This window comes from Thermodesulfobacterium sp. TA1 (genome assembly GCF_008630935.1).
Classification (GTDB): Bacteria; Desulfobacterota; Thermodesulfobacteria; order Thermodesulfobacteriales; family Thermodesulfobacteriaceae; genus Thermodesulfobacterium.
In genome coordinates this window covers 752,633-770,147 of the sequence record NZ_CP043908.1, presented here as the reverse complement: position 1 = coordinate 770,147, position 17,515 = coordinate 752,633, and the positions used below count along the sequence as shown (strand labels likewise).

Sequence of the window (17,515 nt, the reverse complement as noted above, 5' to 3'; positions counted from 1 at the left end):
GTCCGCAACCTTCTTACCTTAACACTAAATTACTACTACCTTTAGAAACTTCTTTTTTCCTACTCTAAATACATATTCTCCTGGTGAGAGCTCTATTTCTTCTTGGGTTAAAACCTCTTTGTTTAAATCTATAGCCTTTTGAGCAATAAGACGTCTTGCTTCAGAATTACTTTTTACTAAACCTTGATCTTTCAACAAACCAGGAACCCATATCTTACCTGCAGGTATATTTATGGTAGGCACCTCGGTAGGAAGTTCTTTTCTGCTAAAAACCCTCTCAAACTCTTCTTCTGCTTTAAGAGCTGCCTCTTTTGAATGAAACTGAGAAACTATGTAGCTTGCTAACCTTTTCTTTGCTTCCTTAGGATGTAGGTCTCCCTTCTCTACCGAAGTTTTCATCTTTTCTATCTCTTCTTCTGAAAACTCAGTAAGAAGGAGATAGTATTTCCACATAAGCTCATCAGGGATAGACATAAGCTTACCAAACATCTCTTGAGGAGGCTCCATAATCCCTACATAGTTGCCAAGGCTTTTGCTCATCTTCTGAACTCCGTCAAGCCCCTCTAATATCGGTAGCGTAAGAATAACCTGTGGCTCTTGCCCGTATTCTCTCTGAATGTCCCTTCCGATTAAAAGGTTAAAAAGCTGGTCTGTACCTCCCAACTCTACGTCTGCCTCAAGGGCAACAGAATCATAAGCCTGAAAAAGAGGATAAATAAGCTCATGAATGCTGATAGGAAGCCCGCTTTCAAATCTTTTCTTAAAATCTTCTCTTTCAAGTATCCTTGCAACGGTATACTTAGCACAAAGTCTTATCATGTCTTCGGCGTTCATTTTAGCCAACCACTGACTGTTAAAAACGATTTTGGTTTTTTCAGGGTCTAAAATCTTAAAAACCTGCTCTTTATAAGTTTTTGCATTCTCTAAAACCTGCTCTTTAGTAAGAGGTGGACGGGTTTCAGACCTTCCGGTAGGGTCTCCTATCATGGCGGTAAAATCCCCTATCAAAAAATAGACTTCATGCCCAAGATCCTGAAACTGTTTCATTTTTCTTAAAAGCACCGTATGGCCAAGATGAAGGTCAGGGGCTGTAGGGTCAAAACCTGCCTTTATTTTGAGAGGCTTCCCCTCTTTGTAAGACCTTTCAAGCTTCTTTATTAGCTCCTCTTCTTCTATCAGGTCAACCGTTCCTCTTTTTATAAGGTCTAACGCCTTTTTAATTTCCTCTTTCATCTTTTACCTCCCTATCATCCTTTAAAAAAGTTTTTAAAAAGATTTAACTTTTAAAATAACTCAAAAGGGCTTCTACCAAACCTTTTATCGTATATTCTTTAGCCTCAATCTGAGGGATGATGCCGTGGTTAATAAGTTCTTGAGAAGTTATAGGGCCGATAGAAGCAAAAATCACATTTTTCAGGTCTACTGGTTGGTTTAGTTCTGACAAAAGCTTAAAAAAGTTTTTAACGGTCGAAGAACTGGTAAAGGTAATAACCTCTATACCGTGTTTTATCTCTTGTTTAAAAATATCTCTGGTTTCTTCTGGAAGAACGGTCTGATAAAGTGGGATTACATCTACCAAAGCCCCAAACTTTTCTAATCCCTGAGGTAAAACATCCCTTGCCTCTTTTGCCCGAGCAAGAAGCACTTTTTTACCTTTAAGGTCTACCTTAGAAAATGCCTCTAAAAGTCCTTCTTGAGTATAATTTTTCTCAGGCATAAGGTCAGGTCTAATTCCCCATTTTTCTAAAGCTTCAGCGGTTGCCTTCCCTATCACCGCTATTTTTATATCCTTTAAGGCTCTTAAGTCTTTTCCGCTTTCTAAAAGGGCCTTTATAAAAAACCTAACTCCGTTTTCTGAAGTCAAAACCAGCCAATCATAAAGGTTTAGTCTTTCTAAAAAACTAAGCTCATAAATAGGTTCAACCTTTATTAAAGGAAGTTCGACCACCTCTGACCCAAGCTCTTCAAGCAAAGAAGTAAGCTTGCTTGCCTGCTCTCTGGTGCGGGTAACCGCTATACGCTTACCCAAAAGAGGTTTTTTCTCAAACCAACTAAACTGAGACCTTAATTTTACCACCTCACCTACTACTATTATGGCAGGAGGCTTTATTCCAACCCGTTCTGCCTCTTCTACGATGTTTTCTAAACATCCGGTAGCTACCTTTTGTTTAGGTAAGGTGCCCCACTGAATTAAGGCTACCGGAGTTTTTGGGTCTTTTCCTTCTTTTATCAAATTTTCTACGATATAAGGGAGATTTTTAACCCCCATCAAAAAAACTAAAGTCCCAAGCCTTGCCAAGGCTTTAAAATCTATCTTGCTCTCAGGTTTACCTTCTGCCTCATGACCGGTGATGATGGCAAGGGTTGAGGTATAATTTCTATGGGTAACAGGAATACCGGCATAAGCTGGAACTGCTATAGCAGAGGTAACCCCAGGTACCACCTCAAACGGGATGCCTTCCTTAAAAAGCTCTTCTAATTCTTCTCCTCCTCTCCCAAAAAGAAAAGGGTCTCCTCCTTTTAGCCTTACTACTATTTTTCCTTCCTTAGCTTTTTCAACCAACAGTCTATTAATTTCCTCTTGAGGTAAAGTATGGTCCCCCCCTTTTTTACCTACGTAAATTTTTTCTACCCCTTCTTTACAAAAAGAAAGAAGTTTTGGGTTAGCCAAATAGTCGTAAACCACCACATCTGCCTGTTCTAAGAGTTTTTTGCCTTTAAGGGTAAAAAGTTGTGGGTCACCTGGGCCAGCACCTACTAAATATACCTTCCCTTGGGTCATAAAACATCTCCTTTCTAAGTTCCCTTTTTAAATCCCCTGATATATTTCAGCTAAAATCTTATCTCCACCTAAGGACAGAAGGTGTTTAGCCAGTCTTTCTCCTAAGGCTTCAGGGTTTTGCGGGTCTCCTTTTTCTTTATACTTATAAAACCTTTCTCCTTCTAAATCACTGATAAAACCCACCATAAAAAGTTCATCACCTTCAAGCCAGGCATAAGCCCCAAGAGGAACCTGACAACCTCCCTCTAAGGTTTTTAAAAAAGCCCTTTCAGCCCTTATACATATTTCAGTAGGCTTGTGATGAAGGGCAGAAAGAAAAGTTTTAATCTTAAGGTCATCCTTTCTTGTTTCTATCGCCAAGGCACCCTGCCCTACTGCTGGGATCAACTCATCTATAGTAAATCTTGTGTATTCTATAGATAGACTTAATCTTTTTAATCCTGCTTCAGCAAGCACAATGCCTGCATATTGTCCTTCTCTCCATTTTCTTAAACGGGTGTCCACATTACCTCTTAAGGGTAAAATTTCTAAGTCTTTTCTAAGTTTTTTTAGCTGGGTCATCCTTCTCAGACTGCTTGTTCCTACTTTTGAGTTAGGCGGAAGTTCTGAGAAGGCATAATCTGAAACCCATACATCAAAAGGAGACTCTCTTTCAGGAATACAAGAGATTTCCAGTCCTTCGGCTAAAAAAGAAGGTACGTCTTTAAGGCTATGGACTGCTAAATCTATTTCTCCTCTTAAGAGCGCCTCTTCTATTTCTTTAACAAAAAGCCCTTTGCCACCGATTTTACTTAACGGAGCATCTAAAATTTTGTCCCCTGTAGTTTTAATGATAACCTTTTCAAAGGTTAGGTCTGGAAAAACTTTTTTCAGACGAGCGATTACCCACTCGGTTTGTGCTAAAGCTAACTTACTTCCTCTGGTACCAACCCTTATCTCCACAAAACCTCCATTTTTAGCATTTATCCACAGCTACTACATTTTCCGCTTTTACAGGTGCTACAGGCAGAACCTGCCGAGCTTACAAACTTAGACCCAGTCTTAAAAGCTACTTGAGACATAAGCTTGGTTACCTTAGGGCTCTTACATTTTTTACATCTTATCTCTTCGGTTGAACCCAAAACAAGTTCTTCAAAAACCTCTCCGCATTCCTCACATTTAAACTCATAAATAGGCATAAAACTTAATCCCCCTTATAAGCTTTTTAATTTTTAAGTTTTATTATAAAACGAATTTTAAAATAAACCCTTCTTACGTTTAGTCAAGACTTGAAAAGAAAAGGTCCTTTGCTTTACAGCTGGGATGGAAAAAATAAAAAATTTTTAGCCTTGTCTTTAGGGATTGAAAAAACGATTAAAAAATGATATATTCAAAACTTATGAAAGCGGTGAGAATAGAAGTTGCGATTAAACCAGAAATTAAAGACGTTTTTGGACTTAAAGTCCAAAAAAAGATTTTCACAGACCTAAACCTTAAGGTTGAAAAAGTAACTTTTATCAAGGTTTATCTGATAGAAGGGGATTTTAGCTTTGAACTTTTAGAAAGGTTTGCTCAGTCTGCCCTTTGCGACCCGGTCATTCAGGTTTATACCTTAGCTCAACCGATTGCCCTAAATTTAGGGGTTGATTTTGATTGGGCTTTAGAAATAGGATATAGACCTGGGGTTACGGACAACGAGGGTAAAACCGCTGAGGAGGCCCTGTCTTACCTTCTTGAAAGACCTTTAGACCCGCAAAAAGAAGGTGTTTACTTTGCTAAGCAGTTTTTAATAAAAGGTAGTCTTTCAAAAGATGATGTAGAAAAGATAGCTAAGGAACTACTTGCCAATGAGTTGATAGAAAGATGGTTTATCCTCAACAAAAAGGAGTTTTTAGAAAAAAACGGATTTAGTTATCCTGTGCCCAGGGTTACCGAATATTTTCCTCCGGTGGTGGAACGTTTTAATCTTAAAACCCTCTCAGACGAAGAACTACTTAAGCTTTCAAAAGAAAGGCTCTTAGCCTTAAATTTAGAAGAAATGAGAAAAATTCAGGAGTTTTTTTCAAACCCTGGGTTTATAAAAGCAAGGAAAGCGGTTGGGCTCTCAGAAGAAATCACCGACGTTGAACTTGAAAGTCTTGCTCAGACCTGGTCTGAGCACTGTAAGCATAAAATCTTTAACGCTAAAATCTTTTACAAAGATTTAGAAACCGGCGAAGAAAAAGAAATAGACAGTCTTTTTAAAACTTACATCAAGGCTTCAACCGAGGAAATCAGAAGAGAAAAAGGAGAGAAGGATTTTTGTCTATCTGTTTTTGTCGATAATGCCGGGGTAATCAAGCTTGATGAAAAATGGGCTTTAGCCTTTAAAGTAGAAACTCACAACAGCCCTTCAGCCCTTGACCCATACGGTGGTGCCTTAACCGGGATAGTAGGGGTAAACAGAGACCCCTTAGGCACTGGTATGGGGGCTAAGCTGATTTTTAATACCGATGTGTTTTGCTTTGCCCCGCCTAACTGGAACAAGCCTTTACCTCCCAGGATCCTTCATCCTAAAAGGATTTTTGAAGGGGTAAGAGAAGGGGTAGAACACGGAGGCAACCAAAGCGGTATCCCTACTATAAACGGTTCTATCGTGTTTGACCCAAGATATTTAGGCAAACCTCTTGTTTACTGCGGAACAGGAGGGCTTTTACCTTTTTACCTAAAAGATAAACCTTCTTGGAAGAAAAAGGCTAACCCTAACGACTTAGTAGTAATGATAGGTGGTAAAATAGGTAAAGACGGGATACATGGGGCTACCTTTTCTTCTGAGGCTTTACATGAAGGTTCTCCTGCAACAGCGGTACAGATAGGAGACCCTATCACCCAGAAGAAGATGGTAGATTTTATCCTTAAGGCCCGAGAAGAAAACCTTTATACCTCTATTACCGATAATGGAGCAGGTGGTTTGTCCTCTTCTGTAGGGGAAATGGCTAAGGAATCAGGTGGGGCTGAGATAGACTTGGCTAAAGCCCCTTTAAAATATCCTGGGCTACGTCCTTGGGAGATTCTTGTTTCAGAAAGTCAGGAAAGGATGACCCTGGCTGTGCCTCCAGATAAAATCAGAAGGTTTTTAGAACTGGCTGAAAAAATGGGGGTTTTAGCTACGGTCTTAGGCAAGTTTACCGATTCTGGCTATTTTCATGTAAAATATCAAGACCAAACCGTAGCCTACTTGCCTTTAGAGTTTTTACACGAAGGGGTGCCTCAGTTAAAACTTTTTGCTGAATGGAAAACCCCAAGTTATCCTGAAAAACTTGATTTTGAACCTCCTAAAGATTATGGAGATATCCTTAAAAATCTGTTAAGTTCTTACAACATCTGTTCTAAAGAATATGTAGTAAGGCAATATGACCATGAGGTGCAAGGAGGGAGTGTGATCAAGCCCTTGGTTGGGGCTGAAAACGACGGCCCAAGTGATGCGGCTGTCCTTCGTTATGACCTCACTTCTGAACGTGGGATAGTGGTCTCTCATGGAATATGTCCTAAGTTTTCAGATTATGATACTTACTGGATGGTTGCCAATGCTATCGATGAGGCTATAAGAAATGCTGTATGTGTAGGGGCTGACTTAGAACATATGGCAGGTCTTGATAACTTCTGTTGGTGTGACCCTGTAGAAGGAGAAAAAAATCCAGATGGACGTTATAAGTTAGCCCAATTAGTAAGGGCTAACATGGCTCTTTACGATTTTACTAAAGCCTATGGGGTGCCTTGTATTTCAGGAAAAGACTCGATGAAAAATGACTATTTGATGGGACTTGGGTTAAACCCAAACGAACCTAATCCCTATGGTGTAGGAACTATACTTCCTGACGGAAGCTTAAAAATCTCTATCCCCCCTACCCTTCTTTTTTCTGTAGTAGCCGTCATTCCTAAGGTTACTTTTGCCCAAACGATGGAGGTAAAAGCTCCAGGAGATCTGGTATATCTTTTAGGTTTAACCAAAGAAGAACTTGCCGGTTCAGAATACTTAAATTTGGTTGGAATAAAGGGAGGTTTTGTTCCTAAACCTGATGCTTTTATTAACAAAAAACTCTATTTAAGATTAAGGAATGCCATCTATGCCGGGCTGGTATCTTCGGCTCATGATGTGTCAGATGGTGGTTTAGCGGTATGTTTGGCTGAAAAGGCCTTTTCTGGTGGTTTTGGGATAATAGTAGACCTCACAGCCGTTGCCTATCAAGGAGAAAAAAGAGAAGACTTTATCCTTTTTTCCGAAAGCCCAGGAAGAATAGTGGTTACGGTAAAAAAAGAAAAAGCTCAAGACTTTGAAGCCCTTATGCAGGGGCTTCCTTTTTCACTTATAGGAGAGACTACCGAAGAACCTTATCTGATGATAAAAGGCTTTGGAGAAAAAGTATTGATTAGAGAACCTCTTAAAGAACTGAAAGAAGCCTGGCAAAAACCTTTTAAAGATTGGTAAAGAAAAGATTGATAAAGGGGTCAAAAACATGCCTCTAAGGGTTTTCTCCTATCCTTCTAAACAAGCAGAAAACTATCTTAAGAAACTTTTGAACCGGGTGGAAACTTTTCCTGCAAAAAAAGAAAAATACGTCAAAAACATAGGAGATAGGGTAAGAAAGTTAGGGGATAAAGCCCTTTTAGAGTTTACCCAGACCTTTGATAAGGTTTTATTAAAACCTTCAGATTTAAAGGTTAAGGAAAGCGAAATAGAAAGGGCCTACCAAGAGGTTTCAGAAGACCTTGTTAAGGCTATCAAGCTGGCGGTAGAAAAGGTTAGAAGGTTTCATGCTAAGCATTTACCTACTTCTTGGTTTATAAAAGAGGAAAAAGAGGTGCTTCTTGGTCAGATGATTACTCCGGTAGAAGCTGCAGGGGTATATATTCCAGGCGGTATGTCAGGAGAGACCCCTTTGATTTCTACGGTAGTTATGACTGCTGTGCCTGCTAAGCTTGCCGGGGTTAAAAAAGTGGTGATGGTGTCTCCCCCAAGAAAAGACGGAAGCCTACATCCAGGGCTTCTGGTTGCGGCTAAAGAGGCTGGAGTTGACGAAATCTATAAAGTAGGCGGTCCTTGGGCTATTTTTGGCCTGGCCTATGGGACTGAAACCTTACCTAAGGTAGATGTAATCTGCGGACCAGGAAACATTTACGTTACTATAGCTAAAAAATTAGTCTCCTCTCAAGTAGGGATAGACATCTTAGCAGGACCAAGTGAGGTGTTGATAATAGCCGATGAAACAGCTAATCCTGAGTTTGTGGTTTGGGACCTTCTTGCTCAGGCAGAGCACGATCCAATGAGCCTTTCAGTCCTTATTACCACCTCTTCTGCCTTGATAAGAGAAGTTAAGCGGCTTATCCCGACAGCCTTAGCTAAGGGTCTAAGAAGTGAAATAGCAGAAAAAGCCTTAAAGCAAAGGGGGGCAATTTTTAAGGTAAAAACCTTGGAAGAGGCCTTTTATCTTGCAAACCTTATAGCCCCTGAGCATTTAGAGCTGATGATAAAAGATCCGGTTGAACATCTCTTTCGGGTAAAAAACGCCGGTGCGGTATTTTTAGGTGCCTTTACCCCTGAAGCGGTGGGAGACTACATCGCAGGACCTAACCATGTCTTACCTACGATGGGACTTGCAAGGTTTTCTTCTTCCCTTTCCCCAGAAAAATTTCTAAAAAAAATAAACTTTATGAAATACTCAAAAGAGGCTTTGGCTGAAGAGGCTGCTAAGGTTATACTTCTTGCCGAAACAGAAAACCTACCTTCTCATGCAGAGGCTATAAGGGTTAGACTAAAAAACTTAGAAAGGGGGGAGTCATGAAAGACCCCTTTTGTTATTACGAATTTTTAGAAGAAATAACAGAACCTATCTCCACCGAGATAGAAACCTTAGGTCCTTGTAAAATACCTAACCCGATGCAACTTTCTCCCTCTTGTTTTATAGAAGATAGCACCCGTATTACCTTGAGACTTAACGTAGATTATTTAAAAACCCAAATAAACCAAAAGAAGCCTGTTCTTTCTTTAGAGGTAGCCGGTCCCAGACCTTACATCTATTTTGACCCTTCTAAGGTAAAGGTAGGTATAGTTACCTGCGGAGGGTTATGTCCTGGGATTAATGATGTGATAAGGTCTTTGGTTATGACCTTATATTATTCTTACGGAGTAAATAAAATTTTAGGGTTTAAGTACGGACTTCAAGGGTTTATCCCTAAGTATGGACATGAGGTGATCGAACTTTCCCCAGATAATGTAAAGGATATCCATTCTATGGGAGGCACCTTTCTTGGTACCTCAAGGGGCCATCAACCGATAGAGGAGATAGTTGACACCCTTGAAAGGTTAAACATAAACCTTCTGTTTATGATAGGAGGTGATGGCACCTTCAGGGCAGCCAATAAAATTAAAGAGGAAATAGACAAAAGAGGGATAAAAATCGGGGTGGTCTGTATTCCTAAAACGATAGACAACGACATTTGGTTGGTCTCAAAAACCTTTGGGTTCAACACCGCGGTAGAGATGGCTTGTTATGCCATAAGGTGTGCTCATACCGAGGCCATCGGAGTGCCTAATGGTATAGGGTTAGTAAAGCTTATGGGAAGACATTCGGGTTTTATCGCTGCAGCAGCTACTTTAGCCACAAGAGAGGTAAACTTTTGCCTCATCCCAGAAATGGACTTTGATTTAGAAGGACCTAAGGGGCTTTTAACAGAATTAGAAAAAAGATTAGAAAAAAGAAAACATGCGGTTATAGTGGTTGCAGAAGGAGCTGGCCAAAAGTATGTGCAAAAGGACCCCCCAGAATATGATGCCTCTGGTAACCTTAAGTTAGGTGATATAGGTAAGTTTTTAAAAGAAAAGATAGAGGAATATTTTAAACAAAAAAACATCCCTGTAGTAATACGTTATATAGACCCAAGCTACATCATTAGAAGTGTGCCTGCCAATGCAGAAGACCGAATTTTTTGCGGGTTTTTAGCTCAGTATGCGGTTCATGCAGGTATGGCAGGAAAAACAGGGCTTATGGTAAGCTACCTTAACGACCAGTTTGTACACATCCCTATAAAAGAAGCCGTTAAAAAAAGAAAGCAGGTTAACCTTAACGGCAGATTTTGGTTATCTGTTTTAGAATCTACAGGGCAAGGTCCACTTAAAAACAGCTGATGAAAGGGGCTCACAAGCTAACCTTAATACTTTTTTCTGTTTTTATTCTTTTAGTCTCTCTGGTAGCTTTAGAAAAATTTTATCCTAAGTATGAGCTCCTTACTTATAGTGAGTTTAAAACTCTGGTAAAGTTTGGTTTGGTAGACAACCTTACTTTAAAGCGTTTTGAAATAACCGGGGAATTTCGCCCCCAAGCTGCAGAAAAACTTTATGAGCTTAGAAACAAACCGGTAAAAATTTCTGGTTTTTTCAAGGTTTACCGCACAGAAGACCCTGACCTAATAAAACTACTTGAAGAAAAAGGGATAAGATACCAAGCTAAGCCCGAAAGCAACCATTGGGTTAGTTTGCTTTCATGGTTCATCCCTTTAATTATACTTATTGGTTTTTGGCTCTTCCTTTTTAAAAAATTTACCTCCTCAGACGGAGGTATTATAAGCTTTGGCAAAAGCAAGGCTAAAATTTATGTAGAAAACGAAATTCAAGTAACTTTTAAGGATGTAGCAGGGGTAGATGAAGCTGTAGAAGAATTAAAGGAAATCATCGAGTTTTTAAAAAATCCTGAAAAGTTTACTAAGCTTGGGGCTAAAATTCCTAAGGGGGTGTTGTTGGTAGGACCTCCTGGAACAGGAAAAACCCTTCTTGCAAGGGCGGTAGCCGGTGAGGCTGGAGTACCTTTTATCTCTATTTCTGGCTCTTCCTTTGTAGAAATGTTTGTTGGGGTTGGAGCTGCAAGGGTTAGAGACCTGTTTTTTCAAGCAGAAAAAATGGCTCCCTGCATCATCTTTATAGACGAAATAGACGCTGTAGGGAGGGTAAGAGGAGTTTCCCCTGCAGGAGGCACTGAAGAAAGAGAACACACCCTTACTCAACTTCTAACCGAAATGGACGGGTTTGATCCCAAAAAAGGGGTTATTATCATCGCAGCTACCAACCGTCCAGAAATTTTGGACCCTGCGCTTTTACGGCCAGGAAGGTTTGATAGGGTGGTAGTGGTCGATAGACCTGATTTAAAAGGAAGAGAAGAAATCCTCAAATTGCACTGTCAAAACATACCACTTGGTAAAGACGTAGATTTAAAGGTTATCGCTGCAAGAACACCAGGTATGGTGGGAGCAGACCTTGCTAACGTAGTAAACGAAGCAGCCTTGCTTGCAGCCAGAAAAGGAAAAAGTGTGGTTGAGATGGAAGATTTTGAAGAAGCCATAGACAGGGTAATCGCCGGACTTGCCAAAAAAAATCGTTATATTTCTCACGAAGAAAAAACCAGGATAGCCTATCATGAAGCAGGACATGCGGTAGTAGCCTCTATATTAACCCCACAAGAAAAAGTCCATAGAATCTCTATCATCCCCCGAGGGGTATCTGCCTTAGGTTATACCCTTCAACTTCCTACAGAAGAACGTTATTTAATGACCAAAACCGAACTATTATCCAAGATTTCAGTCCTTTTAGCTGGTAGGGCTGCAGAAGAACTGATTTTCAAGGAGGTTTCTACCGGGGCTCAAAACGACTTAGAAAGGGCTACAGAAATAGCAAGGGCTATGGTAATGGACTACGGAATGAGTGAAATTTTAGGTCCTCAAACCTTTAGAAAAAGAGAACATCTGTTTTTAGACGTTCCTTTTAAGGAAAGAGAACTGGTATCTGAAGAAATCGCCGCACTCATAGACCAGGAAATAAGCCACATTTTAAAAACTTGCTACGAAACCTCTGCCAAAATTCTTTCAGAAAAGATGGCAATTTTAGAAACTATTGTTAAGATTTTAATGGAAAAAGAAGTTTTAGAAGGGGAAGAGTTGGAAAGACTGCTTTATCAAAATCTACAAGGAGGAACTCCTCAATGAGGTCTACCTTTAAACTTTTAACGTTATTTTTTATTATTTTATTGGTTTATAAACCTGGGTTTGGTAGCCTTAGTCCTGAAATTTATGAACAGATTAAAAAGGATTTTTCTCCTGTTTTAGGGCTACTTATTGGAATAGAAGACCGTGAGCTTATTATCGATAAAGGTTTAGCGCAAGGTGTTAAAAATAAGGACATCTTTACGGTTTATAAAAGAGGCAAAAAAATAGTCCATCCTGAAACTCAAAAAACCTTAGGTTATTTGAAAGAACCTGTGGCTAAAATAGAAGTAGTTAGGGTAGATGAACACTTTGCTACCGCAAAAGTTATCTATCAAAAAGAACCTCTAACTGTTCCTATGCCGATTACCAGATATGCAGACCTTAAGGTCCTCATCCTCGCTGAACATCCTAACCCCACAGAAAACCTTTTTCTAATTTTAAAAAACAACCTTCCAGACTGTACTATAATTTTTGACCCAAACCTTAGGTTTAACCAAATAACCCCTGAATACTTGTTAGCCGAAAAATTTGACCTCCTTTTTGTAGAAGAGGAAAACAATATTAAAGTTTACAACTCAAAGTTAGACCTGATAAGATACTATGGAGGCCTTTCTTATCAAAGAGTTTCTGCCTCGACTTACTCTAAACCTGCTTCACCTACCAAAGCAGAGTCTAAACCCTTAGGGGTTTTACAACCTGCCCTTATAGGTAAGACCAAAGGAGAGGTTGTACAGGCTGAGTTTGCTGATATGGATAACGACGGAACCCCTGAAATGGTTTACTTTAATTCCCAAGGACTTTTTATCATCAAGATAAAAGGTGGTCTTTTGGCCCAGTATAAACCCTCTTCAGGAAAAATAGTAAACTTTTCTGTAGGGCCTGCTGGATGGATAGCCTTAAACGTCTACGACGAAAGGGTTGGGATGAAAAGCGAAGTACTACAATATACCAACCAAGGCCTTAATCCGGTTATCACCAACATAAACCTAATTTTAAACTTTGTAGATTACACAGCAAGAGGGATAAAAGATACCCTTTTAGGCCAAACTTTTGACCCTGAAAACTTCTTTGGAAAAGAAGTTTTTATTCTTAAGAGAGAAAACAACCAGCTTATCTACGCAACCAAATTAAACCTTTACGAAGAATACCAAAACATAGGAACGGTTTTTGTAGACTTTGATTTAGATGGACAACCAGAGATTTTAACCTATCTTGCTGACGGAAGGTTAGGCATCTATAAAAACAACCAGCTTCAGTGGACCTCTCCTTATGCAGTTGTCCAGCATTTTTATGAGGTTAGGCTTACAAAAGGGAAAAAAGGTCAAGAAATTGTAAAAAAAATAGTGCTACCTTTTGTAGCCCCTGTGGTTCAAAATGTTGGGAATAAAACCACTGTATTTTTTGCCTCAACAAGTTTTCCTTTAGAAACGGTTAAAAAGGACCTAAAATATCTTCCTTTAGACAGCGCTGTCTCTCAAGTCTTTGTCTTGGGTTTTGAAGGAAACTTCTATTACAAAAACCTTACTTCTGAACAAAGAGGATTTATTACCGGACTTGGAGTCTATGATAACTTTATTTATTTTACGGTAGTTAAAGGGAAATATCCTATAGATACGGAGACAGAGCTTTATAGCGCTATCGTAGGGAATAATCCTTAAAAATTTAAGGAAGTTTTAAAAATTTTACGGTTTTAAAGTTTCCAAGGTTTTAAGGCTAAGGTTTTAAGGCTTTTCTACGGTGATAACCGTATGAACATTCCCTCTGGGATGGAAATCACCTACTACCTTTAATTTTTTAGGTTCTAAAACCTTCCAGAGGGCATCAAAAATCTCGTTGGTTGCGGCTTCGTGAGAAATATAGCGATTTCTAAACTTGTTGAGCCACAGTTTTAAAGACCTTAGCTCGATTATTTTTTCATTTGGTACATATTCAATCTTGATAACCGCAAAGTCTGGATATCCAGACCTGGGGCAAAGACAAGTAAACTCTGGAAAAGTAATGGTTATGGTGTAATCTCTATCTGGATAAGGATTTGGCCAGGGTTCAAGCTTTGCCTGTTCTATAGCTAATTCACCATACCTTTTTTCTTCCATGTTTTTAATTATAACATCTTAACGAATTGATGTAAAGACTTAATGAAGACTTTATCAAAAGATTTCAGTTTTTTGTTGTTTTTTATAAAAAGTAACAAAAAGATAACGAAAACCCATATTTGCTAAAAAAATCACATTACCTTTAATATTTAATTAAAATTTATTAAATTTTTAAATATAAAAAGGTTGTTATAAACAGGAGGTGTGAAATGAAAAAGTTTGAAAACTTAAGTATCAAGGGTAAGCTTTTGATTTTAATTCTTTTTTCTTTAATCGGTTATGTGATTTTTTTCTTATTGCAGTCTTTTTATTTAAAAGAAGCAATTTTAAGAGAAAAGAAATTAGACCTGATGAACAAAGGAGAAATCGCCCTTTCTGTGGTTAAAAATTATTACAACCTTTATCAAGCAGGAAACCTTACAGAGGAAGAGGCTAAAGAAAAGGCTAAGCTTACCTTAAAAAGTCTTCGCTATGAAGAAGGGATTAACTATTTTTGGATAAACGATGGTACTTTACCTTATCCTATAATGATAATGCATCCAACGGTTCCTCAGCTTGAAGGAAAACCTCTTTCTGATTCTAAGTTTAATGTAGCCTATATGAGACAAACAGACCTTTCTGCTAAAGAAGAAAAGGTTAACAACCAAAACCTTTTTACCCTTTTGGTAGAAACTGCCTCCAAAACAGGACATGCTTTTGTGTGGTATAAATGGCCTAAACCATTAAAACAAGGAGGAGTAACCCAAGAGTTTTATCCTAAGCTTTCTTATGTGGTTAAGTTTGAACCATGGAACTGGTATATCGGAACAGGGATATACATAGACGACGTTGATAAAGCCTTTACCCAGGCTATAAAAAGGAACATTATAAAAACGGTTGTAATTATTTTTGGTATTTTATTTATCGTGGTTTTATTAGCCTTTTTATCTGTGCGGTCCATTTCTAATCCGATTTCTGAACTTGAAGAAAAAATAAGGCTGTTTGGACAAGGCAATTTAAACATTCAGTTTAAAACTCAAAGAAAAGATGAGATAGGTAAGATTGCTAACAGTTTAGACGAAGCTGTCAATAATCTTAAAGCCATAATTTTTAGTGTAAAGGATGTTTCAGAAAATTTATCTCAATTAGCCGTTGGTTTAACAAATGCTTCTAATCAGTTTAAAGACAATTTGGACTTGCAAACAGAAAAAGCTTCTCAAATTGCTTCTGCTGCCGAAGAGATGAGCATAACTGTGGTTGACATTGCTAAAAACACAACCAACATCTTAGAAGAATCTAAGAAAACCGCCGAAATCGCAAAAGAAGGAGAAAATTATACTCTTAAAACCGCCTCTGAAGTAAAGATTATCGAAAAAACCACAAATAAGCTTAAAGAGGTTATGTATACCTTAGAAGAAAGAACTAAAGCCATTGAAAACGTAATAGAGTTTATAAAAGACGTAGCCGAACAAACAAACCTTCTTGCCTTAAACGCAACGATTGAGGCTGCAAGGGCTGGGGAACACGGTAAATCTTTTGCCGTAGTTGCAGGAGAGATAAGAAAGCTTGCTGAAAGAACCAACAAGTCTACCGATGAGATAGCAAATACGATAAGAGAGATAAAAGGTGTGGTTTCTGAGGTTAAACAAGAGGTAGAAGACATAGGTAAAAAGGTAGAAAACGGTACCAAACTTTCTGAGGATGCTGCTGCTATCTTAGCTAAGATAGCAGATGCTGCCGAGAGATTGCAAGAGATGATACAGAGCATAGCTTCTGCAACAGAAGAGATGAGTGTAACGTCTGAGGCTGTGGCAAAGGATGTAGGAAGCGTTGCAGAAGGTGTGCAAGAACTAAAGAAAAACATTTCTATCCTTCTTGATACTACAGAAGATATTAAAAAGATAGAAGAGGAATTACGAGAAAAAACCTCTGTTTTTACCCTTTAACTTTTTTAATTTTTAGTTATAATTTTTAATTAAAATCCGTTAAAAGAGGAGAAGGTATGGAAAGAGAGCAGTTGATAAAAGGGATAGTCCTTTACGAGGACAGCGACCATAAGTTTATCTGGTTAGGATGGGAAGAAGAGGAAGAAGAAGGGTTAGTACAAACCAACCAATACTTAATCGTTAATAAAGGAAGAGGAATCCTTCTTGACCCAGGCGGAGTTTATGTTTTCCCAAGGGTTTTAGCGGCTGTTGCTAATTACATAGACATAGAAAATATAGATTATATCTTTTTCTCTCATCAAGACCCTGACGTAAGCTCAGGGATTATTACCTGGTTAGAAAATACCAACGCTAAAGTTTACATAAGCAAACTTTGGATAAGGTTTATTCCTCATTTTGGCTATAACTCTTTAAAACGAACCATTCCTTTAGAGGACAAAGGAGGAGAACTAACCTTACCTTCAGGAGATAAGCTTCTTTTTATTCCTGCTCATTTTCTTCATTCTAAAGGGAATTTTACAGTTTTTGATACGAGAAGTAAAATTCTGTTTTCTGGAGATATAGGGGCTGCAGTTTTTCCTAAAGGAGAAAGGTATCTTTTTGTGGAAAACTTTGAAAATCATGTAAAGCTAATGGAAGGTTTCCATAAAAGGTATATGGGAAGCAATAAGGTATGCAAAAAATGGGTAAATTTAGTAAGACCTCTTAATCCAACCATGATAACACCTCAACATGGTGCCATCTTTAAGGGAGATAACGTGAAAAAATTCTTAAACTGGTTTGAAACCCTTACTTGTGGACTTGACATTATCGACCAAATCTACTAATTAAGGGAGTAAAACATGTTTAAATTCTTTAAACAAGAAAACAAAAAGATAGATAGCTCTTCATTCTCTTCCCCTTATCCTAAGAATGTTAAAAAAATTGCACAAAAACTTTGGAAATTTTCTTACATAAAAAGTCTTTCAAATTATGTTTCTAATGCGCTTATCAAGGCTTTACAACTTTCTCAAGAGTCTGGAAAATACATTTCCTACTTGGTAGAAAGGTTTAATTTTGCCATAAACACCCTTTCTGAAAAAATTTTACCGATTAAAAATGAAACAGACAACTTGGTTAAAAAATCAGAAGAATCTAAAAAGAAAATAAATGTAATGATAGAAGAGGTAAAAGTGATAGAAAGTAGTCTTAAATCTTTTGTAGAAACTTCTCAAAAGATGCAAACCTCTTTTCAGGAGATTAAAAATTCTTTAACAGAAATACATAACATCGCAGAACAAACAACCATACTATCTTTAAATGCCTCTATAGAGGCAGCACGGGTTGGTCTTGCAGGAAAGGGTTTTACCGTCCTTGCAGAAGAAATAAGGAAATTAGCTAATAAAACCAATCAGTTTGCCAAACATATCAACGAAAGTATCCTTTCTGTAGAAAAAAACATCAACTTTTTTACTAACTCAATCTTTACCCTTAAAGAGAATTTAGATAAAAACATAAAAACCTTAAATGAACTGTATACTTTCGTAGAATCTAACTATAAAATGGCAGAAAATGTAGAACATCTAATAAACGACATGTTTTTAGCTATAGAAGACCAGGCTAAAATTACAGAAGAGATTACTCAAAACATGCTAAATCTTTCAAAAAATTTAGAGATAACAGAAAAGCAGCTCAAGTCTATAGTAATACAATTTAAGAAAATTTAAAATATATTGATTTTAGCC

13 protein-coding genes are annotated in these 17,515 nt (G+C 38.1%); 8 read left to right on the top strand and 5 right to left on the bottom strand.

The window, feature by feature from the left end; translation table 11 throughout:
* Nucleotides 1-24: 24 nt before the first annotated feature.
* Genes tyrS through F1847_RS03975 form a run of 4 tightly spaced genes read right to left on the bottom strand, consistent with a single transcriptional unit; the run spans nucleotide 25 to nucleotide 3,960 of the window.
* Nucleotides 25-1,233 (bottom strand): tyrosine--tRNA ligase, encoded by a 1,209-nt coding sequence (gene tyrS / locus F1847_RS03990; RefSeq protein WP_150071804.1) that lies wholly within the window; start codon nucleotides 1,231-1,233, stop codon nucleotides 25-27.
* 43 nt (nucleotides 1,234-1,276) lie between these two features.
* Nucleotides 1,277-2,782, bottom strand: a complete 1,506-nt coding sequence (gene cobA / locus F1847_RS03985) for a uroporphyrinogen-III C-methyltransferase (RefSeq protein ID WP_150071803.1) — start codon at nucleotides 2,780-2,782, stop codon at nucleotides 1,277-1,279.
* Between the two features lie 27 nt (nucleotides 2,783-2,809).
* A complete protein-coding gene (gene hemC / locus F1847_RS03980; RefSeq protein ID WP_150071802.1) occupies nucleotides 2,810-3,724 on the bottom strand; it encodes a hydroxymethylbilane synthase in 915 nt (304 codons plus the stop codon).
* A gap of 20 nt (nucleotides 3,725-3,744) precedes the next feature.
* Nucleotides 3,745-3,960: a zinc ribbon domain-containing protein gene (locus F1847_RS03975; RefSeq protein WP_150071801.1), complete on the bottom strand. Its 216-nt coding sequence runs from the start codon at nucleotides 3,958-3,960 to the stop codon at nucleotides 3,745-3,747.
* Nucleotides 3,961-4,142: 182 nt separating this feature from the next.
* On the opposite strand from F1847_RS03975, the gene F1847_RS03970 reads away from it, so the two are divergent.
* The 5 genes from F1847_RS03970 to F1847_RS03950 are packed head-to-tail and all read left to right on the top strand — an operon-like array spanning nucleotide 4,143 to nucleotide 13,431.
* On the top strand, nucleotides 4,143-7,229 hold the full coding sequence (locus tag F1847_RS03970) for an AIR synthase-related protein (RefSeq protein ID WP_240702861.1): 3,087 nt from the start codon (nucleotides 4,143-4,145) through the stop codon (nucleotides 7,227-7,229).
* A 28-nt stretch (nucleotides 7,230-7,257) separates the two neighbouring features.
* Nucleotides 7,258-8,583, top strand: coding sequence for a histidinol dehydrogenase (gene hisD, locus F1847_RS03965; protein ID WP_150071800.1), 1,326 nt, complete (start codon nucleotides 7,258-7,260; stop codon nucleotides 8,581-8,583).
* Nucleotides 8,580-9,926 (top strand): ATP-dependent 6-phosphofructokinase, encoded by a 1,347-nt coding sequence (locus F1847_RS03960; protein WP_150071799.1) that lies wholly within the window; start codon nucleotides 8,580-8,582, stop codon nucleotides 9,924-9,926. The genes hisD and F1847_RS03960 overlap by 4 nt, the downstream gene beginning before the upstream one ends.
* Nucleotides 9,926-11,773, top strand: a complete 1,848-nt coding sequence (gene ftsH, locus F1847_RS03955; RefSeq protein WP_150071798.1) for an ATP-dependent zinc metalloprotease FtsH — start codon at nucleotides 9,926-9,928, stop codon at nucleotides 11,771-11,773. The genes F1847_RS03960 and ftsH overlap by 1 nt, the downstream gene beginning before the upstream one ends.
* Nucleotides 11,770-13,431 (top strand): hypothetical protein, encoded by a 1,662-nt coding sequence (locus F1847_RS03950; RefSeq protein ID WP_150071797.1) that lies wholly within the window; start codon nucleotides 11,770-11,772, stop codon nucleotides 13,429-13,431. The genes ftsH and F1847_RS03950 overlap by 4 nt, the downstream gene beginning before the upstream one ends.
* Before the next feature lie 63 nt (nucleotides 13,432-13,494).
* Here the strand turns inward: F1847_RS03950 and queF are convergent, their stop codons facing one another.
* On the bottom strand, nucleotides 13,495-13,866 hold the full coding sequence (gene queF / locus F1847_RS03945; protein WP_150071796.1) for a preQ(1) synthase: 372 nt from the start codon (nucleotides 13,864-13,866) through the stop codon (nucleotides 13,495-13,497).
* A gap of 209 nt (nucleotides 13,867-14,075) precedes the next feature.
* Between queF and F1847_RS03940 the strand changes: the two genes are divergently transcribed.
* The 3 genes from F1847_RS03940 to F1847_RS03930 are packed head-to-tail and all read left to right on the top strand — an operon-like array spanning nucleotide 14,076 to nucleotide 17,497.
* On the top strand, nucleotides 14,076-15,791 hold the full coding sequence (locus F1847_RS03940; RefSeq protein WP_150071795.1) for a methyl-accepting chemotaxis protein: 1,716 nt from the start codon (nucleotides 14,076-14,078) through the stop codon (nucleotides 15,789-15,791).
* A 56-nt stretch (nucleotides 15,792-15,847) separates the two neighbouring features.
* The gene (locus tag F1847_RS03935) at nucleotides 15,848-16,618 is read left to right on the top strand and encodes an MBL fold metallo-hydrolase (protein WP_150071794.1); all 771 of its coding nucleotides are present in this window, start codon (nucleotides 15,848-15,850) and stop codon (nucleotides 16,616-16,618) included.
* Between the two features lie 15 nt (nucleotides 16,619-16,633).
* Complete coding sequence (locus F1847_RS03930; RefSeq protein WP_150071793.1) at nucleotides 16,634-17,497, top strand: methyl-accepting chemotaxis protein; 864 nt, start codon at nucleotides 16,634-16,636, stop codon at nucleotides 17,495-17,497.
* Nucleotides 17,498-17,515: the final 18 nt, after the last annotated feature.

Coding starts and splice junctions, on each gene's coding strand:
- tyrS (WP_150071804.1), bottom strand. CDS start 1,233: ATGAAAGAGGAAATTAAAAAGGCGTTAGACCTTATAAAAAGAGGAACG.
- cobA (WP_150071803.1), bottom strand. CDS start 2,782: ATGACCCAAGGGAAGGTATATTTAGTAGGTGCTGGCCCAGGTGACCCA.
- F1847_RS03975 (WP_150071801.1), bottom strand. CDS start 3,960: ATGCCTATTTATGAGTTTAAATGTGAGGAATGCGGAGAGGTTTTTGAA.
- F1847_RS03970 (WP_240702861.1), top strand. CDS start 4,143: ATGATATATTCAAAACTTATGAAAGCGGTGAGAATAGAAGTTGCGATT.
- hisD (WP_150071800.1), top strand. CDS start 7,258: ATGCCTCTAAGGGTTTTCTCCTATCCTTCTAAACAAGCAGAAAACTAT.
- F1847_RS03960 (WP_150071799.1), top strand. CDS start 8,580: ATGAAAGACCCCTTTTGTTATTACGAATTTTTAGAAGAAATAACAGAA.
- ftsH (WP_150071798.1), top strand. CDS start 9,926: ATGAAAGGGGCTCACAAGCTAACCTTAATACTTTTTTCTGTTTTTATT.
- F1847_RS03950 (WP_150071797.1), top strand. CDS start 11,770: ATGAGGTCTACCTTTAAACTTTTAACGTTATTTTTTATTATTTTATTG.
- queF (WP_150071796.1), bottom strand. CDS start 13,866: ATGGAAGAAAAAAGGTATGGTGAATTAGCTATAGAACAGGCAAAGCTT.
- F1847_RS03940 (WP_150071795.1), top strand. CDS start 14,076: ATGAAAAAGTTTGAAAACTTAAGTATCAAGGGTAAGCTTTTGATTTTA.
- F1847_RS03935 (WP_150071794.1), top strand. CDS start 15,848: ATGGAAAGAGAGCAGTTGATAAAAGGGATAGTCCTTTACGAGGACAGC.
- F1847_RS03930 (WP_150071793.1), top strand. CDS start 16,634: ATGTTTAAATTCTTTAAACAAGAAAACAAAAAGATAGATAGCTCTTCA.